This window comes from Streptomyces anthophorae, from assembly GCF_049310305.1.
Classification (GTDB): Bacteria; Actinomycetota; Actinomycetes; order Streptomycetales; family Streptomycetaceae; genus Streptomyces.
This window is the reverse complement of record NZ_JBLWQQ010000001.1, coordinates 925550-949737: the sequence shown is the minus strand read 5'-3', so window position 1 is coordinate 949737 and position 24188 is coordinate 925550. Positions and strand designations below refer to the sequence as shown.

The window sequence follows — 24188 nt, the reverse complement described above, 5'->3', positions numbered from 1 at the left end:
ACTCAGGAACCGTAGAATCGACCGCCGGAGCGGTCAAGAGGGCATGCAGCACGACGATTTGGTGTGCGGGGTTGACGTCGGTCGCCCCGCGCACCACGCTGCCGTCACCGAAATTGTTTCGAGAACCAGGAGACCCCGTGCCGCTCCCGCCCTCCTCGGCCAAGCCGACCCTGGCCGCCATCGCGCGCGGCACCGGAGTCTCCACGGCCACGGTGTCCAAGGTCGTCAACGGCCGGGCGGACGTGTCCGAGGAGACCCGCGCGAAGGTGCTGGCCGCACTGGAGGAGGCCGGATACCGCTCGCCCTCCCAGCGCCGGGGACCCGAAGGACCCGACGTCGTCGAGGTCGCCTTCGACGCGATCGACTCCGCGTACCCGTCGGCGCTCCTCCACGGCATCCTCGACCACGCCGCGAGCACCGGCGTCGAGGTCGTCGTCAGCACCACCGGGCGTCGGCGCGCCGCCGAACTCGGCCTCGGCCGCAAGGCGCAGCGCATGATCAACGAGGGCCGCGCCGGGGTCATCGTCGTCACCTCGGCCTACGACGAGTCCGGCCTGTCCGCCTTCCTGCGGCGGCACATCCCCGTCGTCGTCATCGACTCGTACAACCCGCCGCCCGCCGACGTCGTCGGCGTCGGCGCCGCCAACTGGGCGGGAGGCAAGTCCGCCACCGAACACCTCCTGGACCTCGGCCATCGCCGCATCGCCTACCTCGGCGGCCCGGAGGCGGTCGAGTGCAACCAGGCGCGCCTGCACGGCCACCTGTCCGCGCTCGCCTCGCGCGGCATCGAGACCGACCCCGGTCTCGTCCTGCACGGCCGCTTCCGTGCCGAGTACGGCATCGAGGGGCTGGCCGCACTGCTGTCCCTCGACCGGCCGCCGACCGCCGTCTTCGCGGGCAACGACGCCATCGCCGTCGGTGTCCTGCGCGAGGCCCGCAGACGCGGCATCCGGGTGCCGGAGGACCTCAGCCTCGTCGGCTTCGACGGCACGGCCCTCGCCCGCGACTCCGTCCCCGCCCTCACCTCCGTCGCCCAGCCCCTGCAGGAGATGGGCCGCGCGGCCCTGCGCGCCGTCCTGCGCCAGGCACGCGGCGAACAGCCCGACACGCATCGGGTGGAACTGGCGACACAACTGGTCGTACGGGAGTCGACGGCCGCGCTGGGGTGAGGCGCGCCCCGCCGCGTCGGCCGGGCAAGTGGGCGCCGCGGCCCGGCTATTGCTCCAGGTGCCCGAGTTCGCGCGGCCAGCTTCCGTCCGCAGAGCGCAGCAACTGTACGAAGGCGCGCTCCGCCGGGGACAGGAGGCGGTCGCGGCGGCGAGCCAGGGACACCGGCCGGGGGCTCGGCTCGGGTGACACCGGCAGGATGGTGAGGGCGCCGGAGCGTTCCACGTCGTCCACGATCGCGTGCTCCGAGATGAGCGCGACGCCGAGCCCGGCCCCGACACACTGCTTGACCGCCTCGGGGCCCCACACGTCGGACCGTGACACCGTCTCCGAGATGCCCCACGACTCCAGGACCCGCTCCTGCTCGGTGCGGGTGTGCGAGCCCGGCTCGCGCATCAGGAAGCACTCGCCGGACAGGAGCCCGGGCTCCAGCGCCCCGGTGTGCCCGGCGAGCGGATGGCCGCCGCGGGCGACCAGGACGAGGCGTTCCTCCAGGACCGGCTCGAGGAGGAGCTGAGCCGTCGCGGCCGGGCCGCCCGCCACCACCGCGATCCCGATGTCACCGGCCAACAACCGCTCGGCCACCGCCTTGTTGTTGCCGACGAACACATCGCACTCCACGCCGGGGTACCGCTCGCGGAACCGGGCGAGCAGCGCGGGCAGGAGATACGTACCGACCGTCGTCGAGCCACCCACCATCAGTCGGCCGTGCTCCAGCGAGGACACCTGCTGCACCGCGGCCACCGCCTCGTCCGCCAGCAGGAAGACCCGCTTGGCGTACGCGGCGAGCACCTCGCCCTCCGCCGTCGGCCGGGCCCGCGCCCCCGAGCGGTCCACCAGAGTCACCTTCAGCGTCTGCTCAAGGCGGCGCACCTGGTTGGAGACCGAGGGCTGGCTCATGTACAGCTCGTGCGCGGCGGCGGAGAAGCCCTGGTGCTCCACGACCTTCAGAAAGATCCACAAACGGTGCAGGTTGAGCTCCATAGGGCCCCGAGCGTAGCCCACTACTGATCGGCCGGACAGGCCCGCGGCACACCACCCGCCGGGCCCCTCGGGCTATGGAGGCCATAGCGAACTTCGTGGTTCTGCACCCTCGAACGCCGGTGGTACCCATGGATCCGAGGGACGCACCACGGCTCCCGCACCTACGACCAACAGGGGTGGACGTACATGAATCCTGTCGCCGGCACCACATCGCAGACCTCCGCCGACGGCCGGCTCACCGTGAACGGGCGAGAGTACCCGCGCCCCGGCCGTCCGGTCGTGGTCGTCTGCATCGACGGCAGCGAGGACGCCTACCACGAGCGCGCGATCGCGGACGGCCTGATGCCGTTCACCGAGTCCATGCTGGCGCGCGGCGCCGACCTGCGCGGCGCCTGCACGATGCCCTCCTTCACCAACCCCAACAACCTCTCCATCGCCACCGGCGTGCCGCCCGCCGTCCACGGCATCTGCGGCAACTACTTCTACGACGCCGAGGCCGGCGAGGAAGTGATGATGAACGCGCCCGAACTGCTGCGCGCGCCCACCCTCTTCGGCGCCTTCTCGCGCGCCGGCGCCAAGGTCGCCGTCATCACCGCCAAGGACAAGCTGCGCCGCCTGCTGGGCAGCGGGCTCGCCGAGGGCGGCATCTGCTTCTCCGCCGAGAAGGCCGACCAGGTCACCCTCGCCGACAACGGCATCGAGAAGGTCCTGGAGTCCACCGGCTTCGACCTGCCCTCCGTCTACAGCGCGGAGCTGAGCGAGCTGGTGATGGCGGCAGGGTGTGATGTGTTGGAGCGTGACCGGCCCGACCTCATGTACCTGTCCCTCACCGACTACATCCAGCACAAGCACGCCCCGGGCTCCCCGGTCGCCAACCGCTTCTACGCCATGCTGGACCGCTACTTCGAGCGGATCGACGCGCTCGGCGCCGTCCTCGTCGTCACCGCCGACCACGGAATGAACGCCAAGTCCGACGCCGACGGCGAGGCCCAAGTCGTCTTCCTGTCCGACTGGTTCGACGCGGCGACCGGCGAGGGGGCAAGCCGGGTCATCCTGCCGATCACCGACCCGTACACCGTCCACCACGGCGCGCTCGGCTCGTACGCGACGGTGCACCTGCCGGAGGGGGCGGACCGTGACACCCTGCGCGAGCGACTGGCCGCGGTCGACGGCGTCGACGCCGTGCTCACCCGCGAACAGGCCTGTGCGCGCTTCGAGTTGCCCGGTGACCGGATCGGCGACCTCGTCGTCATCGCCGAGCGCAACACCGTGCTCGGCACGACCGGGGCCCGGCACGACATCTCCGGCTTCAAGGAACCGCTGCGCTCGCACGGCGGCCTCACCGAGCAGCGCGTGCCGGTGCTGGTGAACCGGCCCGTCGAGCTCCCGGCCGGACACCGCCTGCGCAATTTCGACGCCTACTGGATCGGCTGCCACGCGGCGGCGGGGGAGCCGCTCACCGCCTGACGGAAGGAGGGGAAGTCGGTAGTTCAACTCCGGCCCCGGCGCGCCGCCGAGGTGCGCGCCGGGGCCGTGCCATATCCGGATCCGCCGAGGAGGGGACTCCCCATGGCCGAAACCGACCCACCAGTCACCGACCCACCAGACACCGAGCCATCCGACACCGGCACACCGGTCTCCACCCGTGAGGCCCAACGCACCGTCCATCCGCACCTGGTGAACCCCCGGCTGCGCTGGCAGATCTTCGCGGTCACCTGGATCGCGTACGCGGGCTTCTACTTTGTCCGGCAGGCGTTCTCCGTCGCCAAGCTGGGCATCCTGGACGACCCCGTCCTCTCCCACACCCTCTCCGAACGCGTCCTCGGTGTCATCGACGCGATCTACCTCGCGGCGTACGCCGTCGGGCAGTTCGTGTGGGGTGCGTGGTCCGACCGGTTCGGTCCGCGTGTCGTCGTCATCACCGGGATGGTCGGCGCGATCGGCGCGGGGCTGCTGATGGGTGCCTCCAGCGCGCTGCTCGTCTTCGGCGGGGCCATGGTGATCCAGGGCCTGGCGCAGTCGGCCGGCTGGGCGCCGCTGTGCAAGAACATGGGGTCGTTCTTCCCGGTCGCCGAGCGGGGGAGGGTGCTCGGGTTCTGGTCCACGAACTACGCGTTCGGCGGCCTCGCGGCGCCCCCGTTCCTCGGCTGGCTCGCGTACTCCGTCTTCGACAGCTGGCACGCGGCGTTCTTCTGCGGTTCCGCGACGCTCGCCGTCGTCCTGGTGCTCTTCGTCCTGTTCCAGCGCAACGCGCCCGGGAAGAAGGGAAGTTCGGGCGATCCCGCGGGCAAGAAGCAGCGCGGCGGCGGACTCGCCCTGTACCGCGAGACACTCCGCGACCCCATGGTGCTCACCCTTGGCGCCGCCTACTTCCTGCTCAAACCCGCCCGTTACGCGATCCTGCTGTGGGGACCGGTGCTGGTCAGCCAGCGCCTTCCGCACGTCGACAAGGTGGCGGCGACGGTCATCCCGGTGGCGTTCGGTGCCGCGGGCGTGGTCGCGCCGATCGTCGTGGGCTGGGTGTCGGACAAAATCTTCCAGTCGCGACGGGTGCCCGCCTGCGTCCTGTCCCTCGCCGTACTGACCGTGGTCCTCGGCCTGTTCATCCCGCTCACCGGGACCGACAGCGTCGGAATCATGGTCGCGCTGCTCGCCGTGATCGGCCTCTCCGTGTACGCCGCCGACTCGATGATCTCGTGTGTCGCGGCCGTGGACTTCGGGGCCGAGGACGGGGCCGGCACCGCCGCGGGCATGGTCAACGGCTGCGGTTCGGTCGGCGCGATCCTCGGCGGCCTGCTGCCCGGTTTCCTCTCGGGTTCCGCCCTGTTCCTCATCTTCTCCATCGCCGCCGCGCTGGCGGGAGCGGTCATGGTCCCGCACTGGAACCGCCGCCCGCGCACGGCAGGCGCGCGGTGACACCGTCCCCGCATCGAACGTCCCCGGACCGAACGTCTCCGCATCGCACCTCCCCGCATCGCACCTCCCCGCATCGCACCTCCCCGCATCGCACCTCCCCGTATCGAAAGGCAGGCAGACACACATGAACCGTCAGCACGCGGACACCGTCGTGGTCGGCGCCGGAATCGTCGGGCTCGCCCACGCGCTCGCCGCCGCCCGCAAGGGCCGCAGGGTCGTCGTCTTCGAGCGCGACGACTTCGCGGTGGGTGCCTCGATCCGCAACTTCGGGATGATCTGGTCCGTCGGACAGCAGCGCGGAAAGGTGTACGAGCGGGCGCTGCGCAGCCGTGAGGTGTGGCTGGAGGTCGCCGCGAAGACCGGCCTGTGGGCCCCCGAGACCGGCTCGCTCCACCTGGCCACGCACCCCGACGAGGCCGCCGTCCTGGAGGAGTTCCTGCAACTCAGCGACGCCGCCAGGGAACAGGGCACCCGCATGATCACCGCCGACGAGGCGGCGGAACGCTCCGACTTCGTGCGCCGTGACGGCCTGCACTCCGCGATGTGGAGCCCGACGGAGGTCAACGTCGACCCGCGGCGGGCGATCCCCGCCGTCGCCGAGTACCTGGCCGCCGAGTACGGCGTCGAGTTCCGCTTCGGCACCCACGTACGCGGCATATCGATGCCCACGGTCTCCACCACCGCGGGCGATTGGGACTGCGAGCAGGTCTTCGTCTGTTCCGGCAACGACTTCGCCTCGCTGTACCCGGAGGTGTTCGCGGGCAGTGGCCTGACCCGCTGCAAGCTCCAGATGATGCGCACCGCCCCGCTGGCGGGCGGCCGGGCGCTCGGCCCGATGCTCTGCGGCGGCCTCACCCTGCTCCACTACGCGGCGTTCGACGGCTGCCCCACTCAGTCCGCGCTGGCCCAACGCATGGGCACGGAACGGGCCTTCCACCGCGAGCACGGCATCCACGTCCTCGTCTCGCAGACCGCGGACGGACGCGTCACGCTCGGCGACTCGCACGCCTACGGGCCCACGCTCGGCCCGTTCGCGGACGACGCGGTGGACGAGGCGGTCCTGGAGTACCTGGACACGTTCGCCGCGCTGCCCCCGGAGGCCGAGGTCACCGAGCGTTGGATCGGCTTCTACCCCTCGCTGCGCGACGGCCGCACCGAGCTGGTGGTCGACCCCGAGCCCGGTGTCACCGTCGTGAACGGGGTGGGTGGCGCCGGCATGACACTCTCCTTCGGCCTGGCCGAGGAGACACTGGCGACGCGCTGAGCCGCTGTACGCGCCGAAGGGGCCGGCTCCTCCACCCGGAGGACCCGGCCCTTTCGACAGTTCACGGGCGGGGGTGCTAGTACGAGATACAGGCCGAGTGCCACGCCGTGTAGAAGTCAAAGACCTCCGGCGAGCACTCCGGGGGCCCGTACTGGCTGGCCTTGTCGCCGATGTGCGGCAGATGCGCGTACGCGCCGACGCCGGGCCGGTTGACGTGCAGCATCCCCGCCTCGAAGCGGTCAAGGGCCTCGAAGGCGCGGGCCTGCGAGGCGGTGAAGATGGTCCCGGACATGCCGTACTTCACGGAGTTCGCGATCCGCAGCGCGTCGTCGAAGTCCTCGGCGTCGACAACGGCGAGCACCGGACCGAACACCTCCTCCTGGGCCAGCTCCGCGTCCCACGGCACGTCACGGATCACGGTCGGCTGCACGTAACAGCCCTCCGGCAGCTCCGGGCGTTCTTCGCGGCCGCCGCCGCACACCACCTTGCCGCCGTCGCGCTGTGCGCCCGCGATGGCGGCGAGCGCCGCGTCGAGCCGCGCGGAATCCACCACGGGACACAGCTGCGACGCCTCGTCGAACCCGGGTCCCACCCGCAGATGCGCGACCCGGGCGACGAGCCGCTCCAGGAACTCCTCGCGCACCCGTACGTCGACGACGGCCCGGCTGGTCGCCGAACACCGCTGCCCCGCCTGCCCGAACGCCCCGTGCACGACGGCGTCTACGGCCTTGTCGAGGTCGGCGTCGTCGCACACCACGACCGCGTTCTTGCCGCCGAGTTCGAGCTGGGTGCGCAGCAGCCGGCCCGCGCCGCCCGTGTGGATCGCGGTGCCGACGGGCAGCGAGCCGGTGAAGCTGATGCCGGCCACGGCCGGGTTCGCGACGAGCGCCTCACCGGCCGCCGCGTCGCCCTGCACCAGGTTGAGCACCCCGTCCGGGAGCCCCGCCTCGTGGAAGACATCGACCAGCAGCGCCGAGGTGAGCGGGGTCAGCGGCGACGGCTTGAGGATCGCGGTGCAGCCGGCGAGCAGCGCGGGAGCCACCTTCCACATCGGGATGGCGAGGGGGAAGTTCCACGGCGATATCAGTCCCACCACGCCGATCGCCTTGCGGAAGGTGTACGCGAAGGTGCGCTCCTCCTCGGCCGGTGCGGTGACCCCGCCGAGCAGCCGGGCCTGCCCCGCCGTGAACTCCAGGACCGCCATGGCCCGTTGGACCTCCCCGGTGGCCTCCTTCAGCAGCTTCCCCTGCTCGCGCGTGATCGCGTACGCCAGCTCCTGCGAACGCCGCTCCAGGATGCGCAGCGCCTTCATCAGGAACGCCGCCCGCTTGATGGGTCCGATGCCGCGCCAGTGGTCGAGCGCCCGCCGCGCCTCCTCGACGGCCAGGTCCACGTCCGCGCCACCGGACTCCGCGAACTCCCCCAGTACATCGGAGAAGTCGGCCGGATTCACATCGGGACGCCGCTGCCCCGACTGCGCCGCGACCCACCGCCCTCCGATGTGATTCCCCATCAGATACCCCGCCACTTCGAACCTGGTCTCGCCCGGTGCCACAGCCATGCCCCTGCTCCTTCGCAGCCGGTGGGATCGTCCCCGCCACCCTCGCCCGGGCAACGGGGGGTGAACAACGGGTGATCTGCGAATACCGGGTATAGGGGGTTCCTATGTGCCTGCGGAGGCGGACGCTCCGGTTCGTCGTGCCCGGTCCGCCGCTACAGGGCGCGCAAAAACTCGCGTATTCATATCTGTTGCACCTGTGCCAGTGGTGGACATGTAGGGGCAGGCGCTACGGAAGGATGCCATGCCAATCGACACCGAGGCCCAGTTCACGGACGTGTACCGGGCTCACTACGAGGACGTGCTGCGGTTCGTGCGCAGACGTGCCCACCCGATGAACGTGGACGACATCGTAGGAGAGACGTTCCTGGCCGCGTGGCGCCGTCGGCAGGAGCTTCCCGCTGATCCTCGGCCTTGGCTGTTCGGCGCGGCACGCAACGTGATGCTGAACGCGCACCGCACCATGCGTCGGCAGGCCGCACTCGTGGTGCATGTCCAGGCCGCAGAGGTCCGGGGCCATGAACGCGGGGTCGACGCGACGGCTGAGGTGGACAGCCGGATCGACCTCGTCGCCGCCTGGCGGTCACTCACCCCTGCCGACCAGGAAGTGCTCGCGCTGCACCTCTGGGAGGGACTGGGCGCCCGGGACGCGGCCACCGTCCTCAGTTGCACGCGCGCGGCCTACGCCATGCGCCTGACGCGCGCCAAGCGGCGCCTCACCAGCCGTCTCGACCACGCCGCCCCCGCCTCGCCTGCCCTCTCGCCCACGCACCGACCGGAGCCCCTTCATGAAGTCTGATCTCCACTCGCGCCTGGTCGAACTCGACGCCGCTCCGCGCGCCGAACTCTCCACCGCAGAACTCGCCCGCAAAGAGCAGCTGTTGGTGACCGTTCTGAGCGACACCGGCCGGCCCGGCGACACCGGCGCCACCGGGTTCCGCCGCCCGCTCGTGCGACGCCTGGCCTGCACGACGGCCGCCGGGCTCGCCGCGGGAGCAGCCCTCCTCGCGGTGACGCTGTCGGCCGAACCGTCCACGCCCGGCGGATCCGGACCCCTGTCATCGGCCGAAGTGGCCACGTGGACCAGCACCGCCCACCGGCCGAACCGAGCGCTGAGCTCCTTCGGCTGGTGCTTCCACAAAGCGATGGAAGCCAACGGAGGAGTGAGAGGAATGGGGACGATCACCAACGCGGACCGGCGGGGAACCACCACCTCCATGATCGTCACGTCCCGCTACCACTCCGCCTACTGCCTGGCCGGCCCTGAAGGCCCCGGCGTGGCGGTACCCATCACTTCGGATACCGAGGACGGGGTGTCCGCGAACGACGTCACACTGGACGCGCGGGGCACGCTCGGGGACGGCCCCGCTCGATTCCGTTACATGGTCGGCCTGGTGGGCGAGGACGTGAAGGAGATCACCGTGCGCGACCAGGGGCGCACCATCCACGCCACGTTGCAGCAGGAACCGTCGCTGCCCTGGGGCAGGTGGACCGCCTGGTGGCCGGAGAGCGACTCCCACGACGGACCGGTCGGCACCGTCACGCTCACCCTGAAGGACGGCACGACCCGGACCGTCGAGGGACTGTGACGGGACAGCTCTTTCAGCCGCTGACCGCCGCCGCGACCCGCACCGGATGTTCCAGGATCTGGTTGTTGAGGTAGCCGAGGCGGTTCCACGGGACGTAGGGCGGCTGGGTGCGGCCGGTGTCGTCCGTGGCGCGGATCGAGATGGTGTGTTCGCCCGGGGCGGGGTTCCAGTCGAAGTGCCAGCGGGTCCAGGCGCCCGCCTCCCGGGAGCCGGTGAGCCGGGCCTCGTGCCAGGGGCCGCGGTCGATGCTGTATGCCACGGAGGCGATGCGCTGCTCGCCGGCGAAGGACCGGCCGCGTACGAGCTGGGGCTCCGGCTTCAGGTGGGCGGGCCAGTCGAGTTCCACCAGGCTGGTCACCGGGAGTTCGTTGATGGGGGTGCCCAGGACGGGTCCGTGCGCGGGGTGTTCGGGGCCGATGAGGACGTAGTCCTCGGTGTTCCACGGGACGTGGAGGGGCCGACGGGACACCTCGATGCGGCCGACCCACTTGATGCTGGCCGCGCCCAGCCAGCCGGAGACGACGACCCGGGCCGGAAAACCGTGGTCCGGCGGCAGCGGCTCGCCGTTCATGGCCAGGGCGAGGAGCGTGTCGTCGGCCAGCGCCTTGTCCAGCGGCATGGGGCGGCGGGCCCCGCACTCGTCGAGGGCCACCGGCATCACATCGTGCGCGTCCGCGCTCACCCCCGCAGCCGCCAGCAGGTCACGGAGCCGTACGCCGGTCCACTCGGCGGTGCTGACCGCGCCGCGGCCCCACGGAGTACCGGCGATGCGCTGCCCGTGCTGCTCGCCGAACAGCACACGCCGATTGCCCGCACACTCGATCGTGCGCGTGACGGAGACCAGCGGAAACGACCGCCACAGATCGTCGTAGCCGAAGGTGACGGGCGACCGGACGGCGTCGCCCTCGATGCGCAGCGACCACTTCTCGGCGTCGATCCGGGGCGTGGGGGAGTGGCTCCGGACGAAGAAGTGGTCGTTGGGGGTGAGATGGCCCGGCATCCGGTCCGCCCGCGTACCGAAGTCGAGCCCGGTACCGGTGTCCTCCATGAATTCGGCCGACGTCGGCTTGACCACTCCGGGCCGTGCGCTGACTGCTGTGTCGGTTGTCGTCATGTTCCTAGCGTCGACGCGTCGCGAGCGGGCCGCTAGCGGCTTGTTCCCTATGGGCTCATAAGTGCGGTCTATGGCCTGCGAGCCCCGGGCAGGGCCAGTGGTGCGAGACCTACCAAGAGGTCGATGGCCGCAGTGGCCGCACCAGGGCCGTGGTCACGACGCCACCCGCTCGAACACCGCCGCGAGGCCCTGCCCGCCACCGATGCACATCGTCTCCAGGCCGTACCGGGCCTCGCGGCGGTGCAGTTCGCGCGACAGCGTGGCGAGCATGCGCACACCCGTGGCGCCGACCGGATGGCCCAGCGAGATGCCGGAGCCGTGCACGTTGGTGCGCTCCAGGTCCTTCTCGCCGAACTCCCACTCGCGCAGCACGGCGAGCGCCTGCGCGGCGAAGGCCTCGTTCAGCTCGATCAGGTCCATGTCGGAGAGGCCGAGACCCGCACGGTCCAGGGCCACCGCGCTCGCCGGGACCGGCCCGATGCCCATCGTCTTCGGCGGCACACCGGCCACACCCCACGACACCAGCCGTACGAGCGGACGCAGTCCCAACTGCTCGGCGCGCTCAGGGGTGGTGACCACACACATCGCCGCCGCGTCGTTCTGCCCGCTCGCGTTGCCCGCGGTGACCGTGGCCTCCGGGTCGGAGTGGCGCAGGATCGGCCTGAGACGGCCCAGGGACTCCAACGACGTGTCGGCACGCGGGTGTTCGTCGGTGTCGATGACCACTCCCTCGTCGCCGCGGCGGCGTCCCGGCACCGTCACCGGCACGATCTCCTCGGCGAGGACCCCGTCCGTCTGCGCCCGCACGGCGCGCTGGTGGGACGCGAGGGCGAGGCGGTCCTGCTCCTCGCGGCCGATGGCGTACTCGCGGCGCAGGTTCTCAGCCGTCTCCAACATGCCGCCGGGCACCGGGTAGTGGCGTCCTCCGGCGGTGGAGCGGGCGCGCGCGAGGCCGTCGTGCAGCTGGACGGCGGCGCCCTTCGCGCCCCAGCGCATGTCGGTCGAGTAGAACGCCGCGTTGCTCATGGACTCCGTGCCGCCCGCCACGACGACCTCGTGCGCCCCGGTCTGCACCTGCTGGGCGGCGTACAGCACGGCCTGGAGCCCTGAGCCGCAGCGGCGGTCGAGGTGGAGGCCGGGGACGGTGACGGGCAGGCCGGCGTCCAGGGCGACGACGCGGCCGATGGCGGGCGCCTCGCTGTTGCCGTTGCAGTGGCCGAGGACGACGTCCTCGATGGCCTCGGGGTTGAGGCCTGTGCGTTCGAGGAGGCCCTTGAGCGCGGCGACGCCGAGATCGACGGCGGTCAGGGACTTGAACATGCCGCCGTAGCGGCCGATGGGGGTGCGGACGGGTTCACAGACGACGGCTTCACGCATGGGGTGCTCCTGACGGGGGCGGGGTCGGGTGCAGGGGTACGGGTACGGGCCGGTGGTCGAGCTCATCGGGGCCAACTCACATGAAACGGCCGCCCGTTACCTCCAGCACGGTCCCGGTCATGTACGAGGACAGGTCCGAAGCCAGGAAGAGGGCCACGGAGGCGACCTCCTCGACCTCGCCCGCGCGCCGCATGGGGATCTCGGCCATCTTCTGGTCCCAGGCCTTCCGCGGCATCGCCTCGGTCATCGCGCTGCGGATCAGGCCCGGCTGGATCGCGTTGACGCGCACACCATGGTGGGCCATCTCCTTGGCGGCGGCCTTCGACAGGCCGACGATGCCGGCCTTCGCGGCGGAGTAGTTGGTCTGCCCGACCATGCCGACCTTGCCGGAGAGCGAGGAGATGTTGACGATCGCGCCGCGCTTGCGTTCGCGCATCACGGCGGCGGCCTTGCGGGTACCGTTCCAGGTGCCCTTGAGGTGCACGTCGATGACCTGGTCGAACTCGTCCTCGGTCATGGTGCGCATGGTGGCGTCGCGGGTGATACCGGCGTTGTTGACCATGATGTCGAGGGATCCGAAAGTGTCGATCGCCGCTTGGATCAGGGCGCCCACCTGGGCGGCCCGGGTGACGTCGCAGCGCACGGCGTGCGCGACGGAGGGCCCGCCGAGTTCCTTGGCGGCGGCCTCGGCGGCGTCCAGGTCGAGGTCGCCGAGCACCACCTTCGCGCCCTCGCGGACGTACGCCCTGGCGATGGCGAGCCCGATGCCCTGGGCGCCGCCCGTGACGACTGCGGTCCTGTCGGCCAGTAGTGCCATGAGTGTCTTCAGCTTCCTGTTCCGGTGGTCGTGGTGAACGGGCGCGCGGACCGGCGAGGAGGACGGATGACACCCGCCTCGCCGAGCTTCTCCAACTCCACGTCTCCGAGACCGAGTTCGGAGCGGAGCACGTCGCCGGTGTGCTGGCCGACCGCGGGCGAGGGCTCCGGCCTGGACTGGGTGTCGTCCATGACGACGGGCGAGCCGGGCGCCCAGTGCGCGGGCACACCGGACTGGGCGACGCGCGCCATCAGCGGGTTCTCGCGCAGCAGTTGGGCGTCGTCGGCGGCCAGATCGGCGAAGGTGCGGTACGTGGACCACAGCACACGGGTACGGGTGAGTGCCTCCTGGGCCTCGGCGAGGGTGTGTGCCGCGAACCAGCCGGCGAGCAGTTCGCCGAGGACCTTGCGGTGGGTGTAGCGCTCGAACTCGTCGGAGAGATCGGCGCCGAGCGCACGGCCGACGGCGTCGACCGCGTCGGTCAGCCCGGTGGCGGCCAGCAGCCCACGCCAGTGCCGGTCGGTCAGGGCGACGACCATGAGGCGGCCGCCGTCGGCGGTGGCGAAGTCGCGGCCGAAGGTGCCGTAGACGTAGTTCCCGGCGCGGGCGCGCGGAGCGGAGCCGAGCTGCGCCTCGGCGAGGTAGCCGAGGTTCCCGGCCGTCGCCAACGCCACGTCCTCCAGGGCGACGCGTACCGCCTGGCCCTGACCTGTACGCAGCCGGTGGCGTTCGGCGGCGAGCAGCCCGACGGCGAGATAGAGGCCCGCGGCGACGTCCCAGGCGGGCATCAGGTGGTTGACCGGGTCGGGCGTGCTTTCCGGGCCGGTGAGCTGCGGAAAGCCCGTGGCGGCCTGCACCGTGTAGTCGACGGCGGCGGACCCGTCCCTGCGGCCGGTGAGCAGCACATGGATCAGGTCGGAGCGGCGCGCGGCCAGCGCCTCGTACGAAAGGTCCTGATGGCGCTCGGAGTTCGCGAGCACGATGCCGCCGCCCGGACCGCCCCCGGTGGCCAGGCCCGCGATCAGCTCACGCCCATCCTCGGAACGCATGTCGACCTCGACGGCCCGCTTGCCCTTGTTCAGGCCCGACCAGTACAGGCTCGTGCCGCTGTCGGCGAGCGGGTGCCGGGTGCGGTCCGGCGCGCCGTTCAGCGGCTCGACGCGGATGACGTCGGCGCCCAGCTGGGCCAGCGTCATCCCGCCGAGCGGGCTGGCCACGTAACTGGAGAGCTCGACGATCCGCATCCCCTCAAGGGGGCGGGAGCGGGACGCCGTCGGGTGAGGCATGCGTTCTCCTCTCACTTCGTACGGGTACGGGGTCGGGGCTCACGCAGGGAAGACCGGACGTCGGCGCTCCAGGAACGCCGCCCGGCCCTCCGCGAAGCCCTCGCCGCCGAGCAGCGCGACCTGCGCGTCGGCCTCCGCGTCGAGGACCGCGTCCAGGCCCTGCGCCTCCTGCGCGAAGATCCGTTTCGTGGCGGCGACCATGGCGGGGGAGGCGGCGGCGAGCCGCTCGGCCCGCTCCCGCGCCCGCACGGCCACCTTCTCGCCGGCGACGATCTCGCTGACCAGGCCGATCCGTTGGGCCTCAGCGGCGTTCAGGTCCTCGGCGAAGAGGATGATCTCCTTGGCGCGGGCCGGGCCGACGCGCTGGGCGAGGCTCCAGCTCAGGCCGGAGTCGGCGGTGAGCCCGATCTTGGCGAAGGAGGCCGCGAACCGGGCGTCGTCGGCGGCCACGACGTAGTCACAGGCCGCGGCGAGCCCGAGCCCCAGGCCGTACGCGCCTCCGCGCACCGCGGCGACCACCGGCTTCGCCGAGCACACCAGGGCCCGGGCGACATCGCCCACGACGGCGAGGCGCTCGCGGGCGACCTCCGGATCCGGCGACATCGAGCGGATGTCTCCTCCGGCGCAGAACACCTCGCCCGCGCCGGTCAGCACGATCGAACGGCACTCCGGGTCCCGCTCGGACTCCCGCAGCGCGGCGAGGAGTTCGCGCCGGTCGGCGAGGTCGAGGGCGTTGCGGCGGGCGGGCCGGTTCAGGGTGAGGGTGTGGACAGGGCCCTCGCACCGTACGTCCACGGCGGGCTCGATCATGACCGGGCCTGCCGAAGGAGCTGCTTGGCGATGATGACCTTCTGGATCTCGCTGGTGCCCTCGTAGATACGGAAGAGCCGGGCGTCGCGGAAGCAGCGCTCGACGACGGTGCCGCGCATGTAGCCCATGCCTCCGTGGATCTGCACGGCCAGGTCGGCGGCCTTGGAGACCATCTCGGAGCAGAACAGCTTCGCGGCCGAGGGGCGGATGTTCCGGTCCTCGCCCGAGTCGTACTTCTCGGCGGCGTCCAGGACCATCGCGCGGCCCGCGAGGACACCCGTCTGGATCTCGGCGAGCATGCCCTGCACGAGCTGGAACTCGCCGATGGGGCGGCCGCCCTGCTTGCTGGTCGCCGCGTGCGCGACGGACTCCTCCAGGGTCCGCTCGGCCATCCCGACGCACAGTGCCGCGATGTGCACACGGCCGCGTACGAGGGACCGCATGGCCGTGCCGAAACCCGCGCCCTCCTCGCCGCCGACGAGCGCCGCCTTGTCGACCCGTACGTCGTCGAAGAACACCTCGGCCGTCCAGGCGCCCGCCTGCCCGGTCTTGGCGTCCTTCGGGCCGACCGTGACGCCCGGCAGTCCCGCCTCGACGAGGAACACGGAGATGCCCTTCGTCCCGGACACCTCCTCACCGGTGCGGGCGAAGACCACGAACAGGTCGGCGAGCGGGGCGTTGGTGATGAACCGCTTGCTCCCGTTGATGGCATAGCCGTCGCCCGTGCGGACGGCGCGCGTGGTCAGGCCCGACGGGTCGGAGCCCGCCTCGGCCTCCGTCAGTGCGAACGACGCCACCGCTCCCTCGGCGAGCCGGGGCAGCCAGTGCTTCTTCTGCTCCTCGGTGCCCGCGTTGTCGAGGACCTTGCCGGCGATGCCGTTGTTGGTGCCGAACATCGAGCGGAACGCGGGCGTCGTGTACCCGAACTCGAAGGCGAGCCGGACGTCCTCGGACAGGCTCGCGCCAAGCCCGCCGTACTCCTCCGGCAGCGTGTACCCGAACAGGCCCATGTCGACGGCCTTGCGGCGGACGTCCTCCGGGATCGCGTCCGTCTCCTCGATCTCGTCCTCGCGCGGGACCACGTCCTCCCGTACGAGGGTGTGGACGGCGGTGAGGACCGCCTCGAACTCCTCGGCTTCCATCGTGAAGCTCCTTTCCAGGTACGTCAGTTGAGGGGTGTGAGGTGCGCCAGCGCGTCCACCGCGAGCGCGCCCTCGTCCACCGCTCCGAGCAGCAAGGGGTTGACGTCCAGCTCCGCGAGCCCGTCCGCGAGGTCGGCGGCGAGCCAGGAGAGGCGGGCGATCGTGTCGGCCGCGGCCTCGACGTCGCGGGCGGGCCTGCCGCGCACCTCGCCGAACAGGCGGCTGCCGCGCAGCGACAGCAGCATGCGACGGGCGCCCGCCGGGTCGACGGGGGCCACGGCGACCCGGCTGTCGGCGAGCGCCTCGACGAGGATGCCGCCGAGCCCGGTGACCACGACGGGGCCGAACACGGGGTCGTTCTTGACGCCGACGATCAGCTCGGTGCCGCCGCCGTCGGCCATCCGCTGGACGAGGACGCGGGCGTCGTCCACGCCGGCCTCGCGGGCGATGCGCAGCACGTCGGCCGCGGCCTCGCGGACCGCGTCCGCGCCGTCGAGCCCGAGCCGGACGCCGCCGATGTCGCTCTTGTGCCCGATCCGCCCGGACAGCAGCTTCACGGCGACGGGTCCGCCCAACTCCTCGGCCACGGCCGCCGCTCGATCCGGGTCCGCGGCCGGTCGTGCGGTCGCGGCGCGTACCCCGTAGGCGGCGACGAGCTGCGTCGACTCGTACTCGTCGAGCTGGGTGCGGCCCTCGGCGCGGGCGCGGGAGAGGACGGTGCGGGCGGCCTCCGTGTCGACGTCGGCGGGCCGCTGGGGGGCGGGCAGCGGGGGCCGCAGGCTGAAGTCGGCGAGCAGGCCGAGGGCGCGGGCCGCCTGGGCGGGATCGGTGTAGCAGGGGATGCCGAGTTCGCGCAGGCGGGTGCGGGGACGGCCGCTGCCGCCCGTCCATACGACGACGAAGGGGCGGTCGGTCGACCGGTACGCCTCGTCGAGTGCCTCGATGAGCGTGTCCGCGCAGTTGTCCGCGCAGCCCAGGAGCACGGCGATCATGTCGGTGCCCGGGTGCTCGACGGCCACCTTCAACGAGCGGCGCAGGATGTCGGGTTCGGCGATGAGGCTACCGGTGAGGTCGACCGGATTGCGCGGCGATCCGTACACCGGGATCGCGGCGGCCATGGTGCGCTGCCACTCCTCGTCCCAGGCGCGGACCTCGATGCCGTGGCCCGCCGCCGCGTCGGCCATCAGAGCGCCCGCGCCGCCGGAGACGGACAGCGAGGTGAGCCTGCGGCCTGCCGCGCGGCGGCCCGTGGAGAAGATCTGGGCGGCCTCCAGCATCGACTCGGGACCGTCCACGCGCAGAATGCCGTACTGCCGTGTCGCCCCGTCGAAGACGGCGTCCTCACCGGCGAGCGAGGCCGTGTGGGACTGCGCGGCACGGGCGCCCGCCTCGGAACGGCCGACCTTGACGGCGATGATCGGCTTGTCCCGCTCGTGCGCCTCCCGGGCGGCGTCCAGCAGGCGGCGGCCGCCGGTGACCCCTTCGAGGTAGGCGAGGATCACCTTCGTATCGTCGCTGCGCACCAGTCCTTCGATCAGCTCGGCGACCGAAAGGTCCACCTCGTTGCCGGTGTTGAGGTAGTGCGATATCCCGATGCCGAGGTTCTGGGCGGCGTTGAACACGAAGCCGCCGAAGGCGCCGCTCTGGCTGAGGAAGGCGATGGGGCCCTCGACCAGGTCGGCGTCCTCGTCGAGCGCGGAGGTGAAGGTGGGCAGCGCCCGCTCGCGGGAGGCGATCATGCCGAGGCAGTTGGGGCCGAGCACCCGAACGCCGCTCTCGGCCGTCGCGGCCTTCAGGTCCTCCTGCAACTCCACGCCCCGGCCGCCGACTTCGGCGAAGCCGGAGGCACCCAGGATCGCGGCGGGGATGCCACGCCGGCCGCAGGCGCGGACCGCGTCGGCGGACTGCTCGGCGGGCAGCATGATCATGGCGAGGTCGATGTCCCCGTCGATGTCGTCGACGCTGCGGTAGGCGGTGAGTCCCTGCACCTGATCGCGCTTGGCGTTGACGGGGAGGATGCGTCCGGTGAACCCGAACCGCTTCAGATAGTCGACGGGCCGCCCCGACAGTTTGGTCGGGGTGTCGGAGGCGCCGAGGATCGCGATGGAGCGCGGGTGGAGGAGCGAGTTCAGGGCTTCGTCGGTGCGGGGGTGGTCTGCGTGCTGCTGCACGGTTTCTCCTCGGGACGGCGAGAGACGAAGTACGAGTGGACGAAGGTCAGTTGACGGCGGCGGGCGACGCTTCGGTCCGCTGCTCCTGGTCGGCGGTCCTGGCCGACAGAGTGAGGAAGGCGCGGGCGGCGACGAGCGAGACGACGCCGAGGACGACCACGAACAGGACCGGAAGCACGATCGTGCCGGACGCGGACAACAGCGACTGGAGGATGACCGGTGCCAGTCCGCCGAGCACGCCCGCGAGCCCGTATGCCGTGGAGATGCCCGTGTAGCGGACCTTGGCCGGGAAGGCCTGGGCGAACATGCCCGCGACGATCGCGTAGTACATGACGTCCGGGATGGTGGCGAGGACCGCGCCGGTCACGGCGAGCGGGAAGCTGCCGGTGCCGATGAGGGCGAACATGACCGGGATGGTGGGGATCTGGCAGGCCAGGATGACGGTGACGGCCTTGCGGACGCCCCAGCGGGTGGCCAGCACCGCGCCGAGCGGCTGCACGAAGAACTGCACGATGCTGGCGACCAGGATGACGGTGAGGAAGTCCTGCCGGTCCATGCCCACCTCGCCGGTGGCCCAGGACAGGGCGAAGGTGTCACGGGCGTAGACGATGGCGAAGACGGTGAACGCGGCGCCGACACCGAGCAGCAGCAGCTTGGAGTGCTCCCGGAACAGGGTGACGACCGGCACCTTCACGGTCCGGTCGGCGGCCCGCAGCGACACCATCGCCGGGGACTCCTCCAGGCTGAGCCGGATCACCAGACCGATGATCACCAGCAGGGCGGAGGCCAGGAACGGGATGCGCCAGGCCCACGCGAGGAGCGCGTCGTCGGAGAGCCGCCCGACGGCGAGGAAGGACAGCGTGGCGAGGATGCGGCCGGTGGGCGAGCCCTGCTGGGCGAAGGCCGCGAACAGGAACCCGCGTTCCTTCTTGGCGTGTTCGGTGGTGATCAGGACGGAGCCGCCCCACTCACCGCCGAGCGCGATGCCCTGCACGGTACGGAACAGGGTGAGCAGGATCGGCGCGGCCACACCGATCTGCCCGTACGTCGGAAGACACCCGATGCCGACCGTGCTGACACCCATCAGCAGCAGCGTCGCCACCAGCGCCTTCTTGCGGCCCAGGCGGTCGCCGAGGTGGCCGAAGAGGACGGCGCCGAGCGGCCGGGCCAGGAAGCCGACCCAGAAGGTCACGAAGGAGAGCAGCACGCCGACCGCCGGGGGCACGTCGGCGAAGAACAGCGGGGCGAACACCAGGGCCGATGCGGTGCCGTAGACGTAGAAGTCGTACCACTCGATCGTCGAGCCGAGGTAAGAAGCCCAGCCAGCCCTGCGGGCCATCTTCTCCTCTGCGGGAAGCCGTCTGCTCGGCATCTCGTCCCGTCCTTCCGGTCGGCCGCGGACCTCGTCGTCCGGGCGTGGGCAGGGGAACTCCGTGGGGGAACAACGTGATCGCGCTCACAGGGAAGCTATGACTGCCGACTGGTTTCGTCTAACACCAAACTTCCCTACCGTTGATTCGGCGGCGCGACACAATCGCCGATGACCTGCGAAGGAACGGGAGTTCACGTGGAGCTGCGGCATCTGCGGTCGTTCGTGACGGTCGCGGAGGAGCTCAACTTCCGGCGGGCGGCGGAGCGGTTGCGGATGTCGCAGCCGCCGCTGTCCCAGCAGATCAAGCGCCTCGAGCACGAGGTCGGCGTCACGCTGCTGCGCCGCACGACGCGGCAGGTGGCGCTCACGGCGGCGGGGGAGGCGTTCCTGACGGAGGCGCGGCGGGCGCTGCGGGCCGTGCGGGAGGCGCCGCTGGCCGCCCGCCGGGCCGCGAGCGGGCAGACCGGGGTGGTGCGGCTCGGGTTCAGCGGGCCGACCTCCCACGAGGTGCTGATCCTGATGACCCGCAAGTTCCGCGAACACCGGCCGCGCGTGCGCCTGGAGATCCATGGCCCGGTGTACGGCGGTGAGTTGGTGACCCGACTCACCGAGGACGAGATCGACGCGGGCCTGATGCGGCTGCCGGTCGCAGGCACCGGCATCCAGGCCCGGGAACTGACCCGGCACGGCATCGTGGTGGCCCTACCGGCGGGCCACCGGCTCGCCGGGCGCGAGGAGATCGGCATGGCCGACATCGAGCAGGAGCCCGTCGTCAGCCACCCCACCAACCGCGGCGCGGGCATCGTGGCGCTGATCCACACCGCCTATCTGGCCCACGGGTCGAGCCCGCGCATCGTCCAGGAGGCACCGGACACGCACACGATCCTGACGCTGGTCGGCGCCGGTGTGGGCATCGGCTTCGTCCCGTCCTCCGCCAGCCACCTCAAGGTCCCCGGCGTGGTCCTCATCCCGGTCCGCGACATCCCGCCCCTGCCGCTCGCTCTGGCATGGCGCGCGGGCGACCCGAACCCGGCGCTGCACGCGCTGATCGACCTGCTGGACGAGATCGCGGAGGACTGCGGGCCGGGGGCGGTGACGGCGTGAGGCGGCGGGCCCTGTTGGCCGGGCGTTGACGCGGCGGGCCGCGAGCGGTCAGCGGCGCTGGCGGACGTGCAGCAGCGGGGCGCCCGCCGGATAGAGGTACTTGGCGGCGAACAGCGGCCGGCTGCCCCAGGACACGACCTGCGTGACGAGCGTCGCCGGGGTCTGTGCGGGCCGTTCCATCGCCGCTCCGCGCTCCTCGCCGAGCACGGTCGCGCCGACCGTGCTGCGGCCGGTGAGCGGGGCGTCGGTGGCGGCGAGGAGGACGGCGCTCATGCTGCGGTCGGAGGCCTCGCCCCGGCCCGCGTCGGCCGTGCGGTCGAGCAGGGCGGGGCCGTCGGGGACGACCTCGGCGAGGGTCGGGTCACCGGCGGCCCACTCGTGCGCGAAGCACGCGGGCACGCCGTCGGCCGTCAGCAGGGTCTCCCAGAACCAGGTGGTGTCGCCGGCCGAGAGCAGCAGGTGGTGGGCGGAGAAGTCGGTGGGCATGTCCCGGCTGGCGGCGAGGCGGCGGCCCTGGACGTGCCCGGTGCCGAGCAGGTCCTCGACGGGGGAGAGGCGCTCGAGGCCGCGCGGCGGCAGCTGATGGCTGACCCGGCTGCCCACCCCGTGCTTGCGGGTGATGACCCCGTCCTCCTGGAGCAGGATCAGCACCTCGCGCAGCGCGGGGCGGCTCACCCCCAGCTCCCCGGCGAGTGCCGGCTCGGAGGGGAGGACGGAGCCGGGCGGGAAGGTGCCGTCGTGGATCGCGGCGACGATCCGCTCGTACAGCTCGACGCGGGGCGGTCGGCGGTGCGTCGCACGTGCGGGCATGGGGCGGGGCCTCTCGGTCATGTCAGCCATTCTCCGGCTGCCCCAGCTTGTCATACATCTGCCAGGTCGACTCCTGGGGGCATGGCGAGCATGTGTCACCGCCAATACGCCGGTCGACGTCGGAAATCAACCTCTTGTCAGCGCGGCGATCCGTCCTTACGCTCCAGCGCAGAACTTCAGTTGTCTGACAACTAGGTCTGGCAACTAGGTCTGACAACTAGGCCGGGCAACCGAGTCCAGCCGCCCTGAACCCCGCTCGCCGAAAGGCCCCCGATGAACGCCCCCCTGCCCCTGCTCATGGACTGCGACACGGGCGTCGACGACGCCCTCGCCCTCCTCTACCTCGCCGGCGCCCCTGGCGTGGACCTGCGCGGAGTCACCACCGTCGCGGGCAACACCAGCGCCGAACAGGCCGCGATCAACACCCTCCAGGTGCTCGAACTCGCGGGCCGCACCGACATCCCCGTCGCGGCCGGCGCCGCCACCCCGCTCACCGGCACCGACCCCGAGTGCGCCACCCATGTGCACGGAGACAACGGCATCGGCGACATCCGGCTCCCGCCGCCCACCGCCGACCTCGACGGGCGCGACGCCGTACAGCTCATCGTCGACGCCGCGCACGCCGCCCCCGGCGCCCTGCACATCCTCGCCACCGCACCCCTCACCAACCTCGCCCACGCCCTGGAGCGCGAACCCCGGCTCCCCGAACTCGTCCGCCACGTCACGGTGATGGGCGGCGCCGTCCACCACCCCGGCAACATCGGCCCCCGCGCGGAGGCCAACATCGGCAACGACCCCGAGGCGGCGCAGCGCGTCCTCGCGGCGGGGTGGGAGCTGACGATCGTCCCCCTCGACGTGACCATGCACGAGCGCCTCACGCCCGCACACCAGGAGCGGCTGCGCGCGCACGGCACCCCGGCCGCCCGCTTCGCCGCCGATGCCCTCGATGTCTACCTCGACTTCCACGAGCGGATCGTGTTCCCGTTCCGCGCCTCCGCGTGCCACGACCCGCTGGCCGCCGCCATGGCCGTCGGTGACCTCGCGCCGGTCCAGGCGCCCCTGCTGCACGTCACCGTCGACACCACACAGGGCCCGGCGCGCGGCGAACTCGTCGCCGACACCCGGGGCATGTACCGCGGCTACCCCCGCACGGCCGAGGCCAACGCCCGGGTCCTCCTGGAGACCGACGGCACCTTCCCCGAGCGTCTCGTGGAGCGGATCGTCTCCGTGGCCGTACCGGCGGGATCGACCGCGCCCGGCGCCCGGTCCGAGGCACTCTCGTGAGCCGCACGGCTCCCGCGGCGGGCACCGAGCGCGCGGGATCCCGCGGGAAGGCGCACGGCCTGCTCCTGACCGCGGTCATCGTCGCAGTGATCGCGTTCCAGCTCGGCGCCTCCATGGTCACCCCCGCGCTCCCCGAGATCGCCAGGGAATTCGATGTCTCCGCGTCCCAAGTGGCGGGCGCGCAGGACCTGTTCTTCCTCGTCGGCGGCGTCGCGGGCGTCGTCCTCGGCCGGCTCAGCGACCGCGTGGGCCGCCGCCGCATCCTGCTGGCCGCCATGGTCACCATGTGTCTCGGTGCGGTGATCGCCGCCCTGGCACCCAGCGTTCCCGTGCTCATCGCGGGACGCATCCTCCAGGGCGCGTCCGGAGCCACCTTCCCCGTCACGTACATGTTGCTGCGCGACACCATGAGCCCCGCCAGGTTCGGCCCGGCCCTCGGGCTTGTCACCGCCATCAACGGGGGCGTCGGCGGGCTCGACGGTCTGGTGGGCGGCATCGTCGCGGACACCGTCGGCTTCCGCTGGATCTTCGGCGCCATCCTCGTCGTCGGACTCGCCGCGATCTTCCTGCTGCTGCGCTTCCTGCCAGAGGTCGCGCCCAGGAGCGGGCGTCCGATGGACTGGTGGGGCGCCGCGGCGCTGTCCGCCGCGCTCGTCTGCATCAACCTCGCGCTCAGCAAGGGCTCCGCACACGGCTGGTCGACGCCGCTGCCGCTGATCCTCCTGCTCGCCGCGCTCACCCTGCTCGTCGTCTTCTGGCACACGGAGAAACGCCGCACGGCCCCGCTCATCGCCGTCGAGCACCTGCGCTCGCGCCAGGTGTGGCCGCTGCTCGCGACGACCCTGCTGACCCTGATGGGTGTCTTCTCCGCGATCAACTTCACGTTCGTGCTGCTCAGCCAGGACGGGGAGTTCGGCTTCGGGATGAGCGCGACGCTCTCCTCCCTGCTGTACCTCACCCCGCCCGCCGCCATCGGCCTGCTCTCCGCGCCGCTGACCGGCTGGCTCGCGCCCCGCAAGGGCTGGCTGGTGCTCCTGCGCACCGGCCTCGGGCTCAGCCTGCTCATCCTGCTCGGCACGGCGCTGCTGCCGGACAACCGGTGGCTGCTGTTCGGCGCCGCCTGCGCCCTCGGAATCGCCTACAACGGTCTCGCCATGACCCCGCTCAACGCGCTGGGCGTCGTCGTCTCCCCGAAGGACGCGCCCGGCTCGGTCCCCGGCATCAACGCCGCCTGCTTCGGCATCGGTTCCTCGGTCGGCATCGCGCTCGTCGCCCCGGCGGCGGGATCCGGCACCCTCGGCGGCATCGAGCAGGCCCTGTGGATCTCCGCGGGCTTCACGTTCCTCGCGCTGCTCGCGGCGTGCGCGCTGCGTCTTCCGGCGAGCGAGGGCCGGACATGACCGGGAGGTCCCGCGACCTATAG

Annotated in this window: 20 protein-coding genes; 9 read left to right on the top strand and 11 right to left on the bottom strand. The window is 71.9% G+C overall.

Annotation, left to right across the window (positions count from 1 at the left end):
* Nucleotides 1-137 precede the first annotated feature (137 nt).
* Nucleotides 138-1169, top strand: coding sequence for a LacI family DNA-binding transcriptional regulator (locus tag ACNYS0_RS04155; RefSeq protein WP_422471272.1), 1032 nt, complete (start codon nucleotides 138-140; stop codon nucleotides 1167-1169).
* A gap of 46 nt (nucleotides 1170-1215) precedes the next feature.
* On the opposite strand, the gene ACNYS0_RS04150 is transcribed toward ACNYS0_RS04155, so the two are convergent.
* Complete coding sequence (locus ACNYS0_RS04150) at nucleotides 1216-2151, bottom strand: LysR substrate-binding domain-containing protein (protein WP_422471271.1); 936 nt, start codon at nucleotides 2149-2151, stop codon at nucleotides 1216-1218.
* Nucleotides 2152-2337: 186 nt separating this feature from the next.
* Here ACNYS0_RS04150 and phnA point away from each other — a divergent pair, with 186 nt between their 5' ends.
* The 3 genes from phnA to ACNYS0_RS04135 all read left to right on the top strand — a co-directional run bounded on the left by phnA (nucleotide 2338) and on the right by ACNYS0_RS04135 (nucleotide 6331).
* The gene (phnA, locus tag ACNYS0_RS04145; protein WP_422471270.1) at nucleotides 2338-3618 is read left to right on the top strand and encodes a phosphonoacetate hydrolase; all 1281 of its coding nucleotides are present in this window, start codon (nucleotides 2338-2340) and stop codon (nucleotides 3616-3618) included.
* 102 nt (nucleotides 3619-3720) lie between these two features.
* Nucleotides 3721-5067, top strand: a complete 1347-nt coding sequence (locus tag ACNYS0_RS04140) for an MFS transporter (protein ID WP_422471269.1) — start codon at nucleotides 3721-3723, stop codon at nucleotides 5065-5067.
* Between the two features lie 124 nt (nucleotides 5068-5191).
* A complete protein-coding gene (locus tag ACNYS0_RS04135) occupies nucleotides 5192-6331 on the top strand; it encodes a TIGR03364 family FAD-dependent oxidoreductase (RefSeq protein ID WP_422471268.1) in 1140 nt (379 codons plus the stop codon).
* 76 nt (nucleotides 6332-6407) lie between these two features.
* Here the strand turns inward: ACNYS0_RS04135 and ACNYS0_RS04130 are convergent, their stop codons facing one another.
* Nucleotides 6408-7892 carry an aldehyde dehydrogenase family protein gene (locus tag ACNYS0_RS04130; RefSeq protein ID WP_422471267.1) on the bottom strand — a complete coding sequence of 495 codons (1485 nt, stop codon included), beginning with the start codon at nucleotides 7890-7892 and terminating at the stop codon, nucleotides 6408-6410.
* Nucleotides 7893-8133: 241 nt separating this feature from the next.
* Between ACNYS0_RS04130 and ACNYS0_RS04125 the strand changes: the two genes are divergently transcribed.
* Nucleotides 8134-8688: an RNA polymerase sigma factor gene (locus tag ACNYS0_RS04125; RefSeq protein WP_422471266.1), complete on the top strand. Its 555-nt coding sequence runs from the start codon at nucleotides 8134-8136 to the stop codon at nucleotides 8686-8688.
* Nucleotides 8678-9478, top strand: a complete 801-nt coding sequence (locus ACNYS0_RS04120) for a hypothetical protein (RefSeq protein WP_422471265.1) — start codon at nucleotides 8678-8680, stop codon at nucleotides 9476-9478. Before ACNYS0_RS04125 ends, ACNYS0_RS04120 begins: the two co-directional genes overlap by 11 nt.
* A gap of 13 nt (nucleotides 9479-9491) precedes the next feature.
* On the opposite strand, the gene ACNYS0_RS04115 is transcribed toward ACNYS0_RS04120, so the two are convergent.
* The 8 genes from ACNYS0_RS04115 to ACNYS0_RS04080 form a co-directional block, all read right to left on the bottom strand.
* Nucleotides 9492-10592, bottom strand: a complete 1101-nt coding sequence (locus tag ACNYS0_RS04115) for a sulfite oxidase (RefSeq protein ID WP_422471264.1) — start codon at nucleotides 10590-10592, stop codon at nucleotides 9492-9494.
* A gap of 153 nt (nucleotides 10593-10745) precedes the next feature.
* Nucleotides 10746-11969, bottom strand: coding sequence for an acetyl-CoA C-acetyltransferase (locus tag ACNYS0_RS04110; RefSeq protein WP_422471263.1), 1224 nt, complete (start codon nucleotides 11967-11969; stop codon nucleotides 10746-10748).
* Between the two features lie 76 nt (nucleotides 11970-12045).
* A complete protein-coding gene (fabG, locus tag ACNYS0_RS04105; protein ID WP_422471262.1) occupies nucleotides 12046-12786 on the bottom strand; it encodes a 3-oxoacyl-ACP reductase FabG in 741 nt (246 codons plus the stop codon).
* 8 nt (nucleotides 12787-12794) lie between these two features.
* On the bottom strand, nucleotides 12795-14072 hold the full coding sequence (locus tag ACNYS0_RS04100; RefSeq protein WP_422471261.1) for a CoA transferase: 1278 nt from the start codon (nucleotides 14070-14072) through the stop codon (nucleotides 12795-12797).
* A gap of 39 nt (nucleotides 14073-14111) precedes the next feature.
* A complete protein-coding gene (locus tag ACNYS0_RS04095; RefSeq protein WP_422471260.1) occupies nucleotides 14112-14882 on the bottom strand; it encodes an enoyl-CoA hydratase/isomerase family protein in 771 nt (256 codons plus the stop codon).
* Nucleotides 14879-16024 (bottom strand): acyl-CoA dehydrogenase family protein, encoded by a 1146-nt coding sequence (locus tag ACNYS0_RS04090; RefSeq protein WP_422471259.1) that lies wholly within the window; start codon nucleotides 16022-16024, stop codon nucleotides 14879-14881. Before ACNYS0_RS04090 ends, ACNYS0_RS04095 begins: the two co-directional genes overlap by 4 nt.
* Before the next feature lie 23 nt (nucleotides 16025-16047).
* On the bottom strand, nucleotides 16048-18195 hold the full coding sequence (locus ACNYS0_RS04085) for an acetate--CoA ligase family protein (protein WP_422471258.1): 2148 nt from the start codon (nucleotides 18193-18195) through the stop codon (nucleotides 16048-16050).
* A 46-nt stretch (nucleotides 18196-18241) separates the two neighbouring features.
* Entirely contained in the window at nucleotides 18242-19567 is a 1326-nt protein-coding gene (locus ACNYS0_RS04080; RefSeq protein ID WP_422471257.1) for an MFS transporter, read from the bottom strand.
* Between the two features lie 195 nt (nucleotides 19568-19762).
* Here ACNYS0_RS04080 and ACNYS0_RS04075 point away from each other — a divergent pair, with 195 nt between their 5' ends.
* On the top strand, nucleotides 19763-20671 hold the full coding sequence (locus ACNYS0_RS04075) for a LysR substrate-binding domain-containing protein (protein ID WP_422471256.1): 909 nt from the start codon (nucleotides 19763-19765) through the stop codon (nucleotides 20669-20671).
* 48 nt (nucleotides 20672-20719) lie between these two features.
* Here ACNYS0_RS04075 and ACNYS0_RS04070 read toward each other — a convergent pair whose 3' ends face one another.
* Nucleotides 20720-21502, bottom strand: a complete 783-nt coding sequence (locus tag ACNYS0_RS04070; RefSeq protein WP_422471255.1) for a GntR family transcriptional regulator — start codon at nucleotides 21500-21502, stop codon at nucleotides 20720-20722.
* 252 nt (nucleotides 21503-21754) lie between these two features.
* Between ACNYS0_RS04070 and ACNYS0_RS04065 the strand changes: the two genes are divergently transcribed.
* Together ACNYS0_RS04065 and ACNYS0_RS04060 are read left to right on the top strand one after the other, a co-directional pair.
* The gene (locus ACNYS0_RS04065; protein ID WP_422471254.1) at nucleotides 21755-22765 is read left to right on the top strand and encodes a nucleoside hydrolase; all 1011 of its coding nucleotides are present in this window, start codon (nucleotides 21755-21757) and stop codon (nucleotides 22763-22765) included.
* Nucleotides 22762-24165 (top strand): MFS transporter, encoded by a 1404-nt coding sequence (locus ACNYS0_RS04060; RefSeq protein ID WP_422471253.1) that lies wholly within the window; start codon nucleotides 22762-22764, stop codon nucleotides 24163-24165. Before ACNYS0_RS04065 ends, ACNYS0_RS04060 begins: the two co-directional genes overlap by 4 nt.
* The last annotated feature ends 23 nt before the right edge of the window (nucleotides 24166-24188 follow it).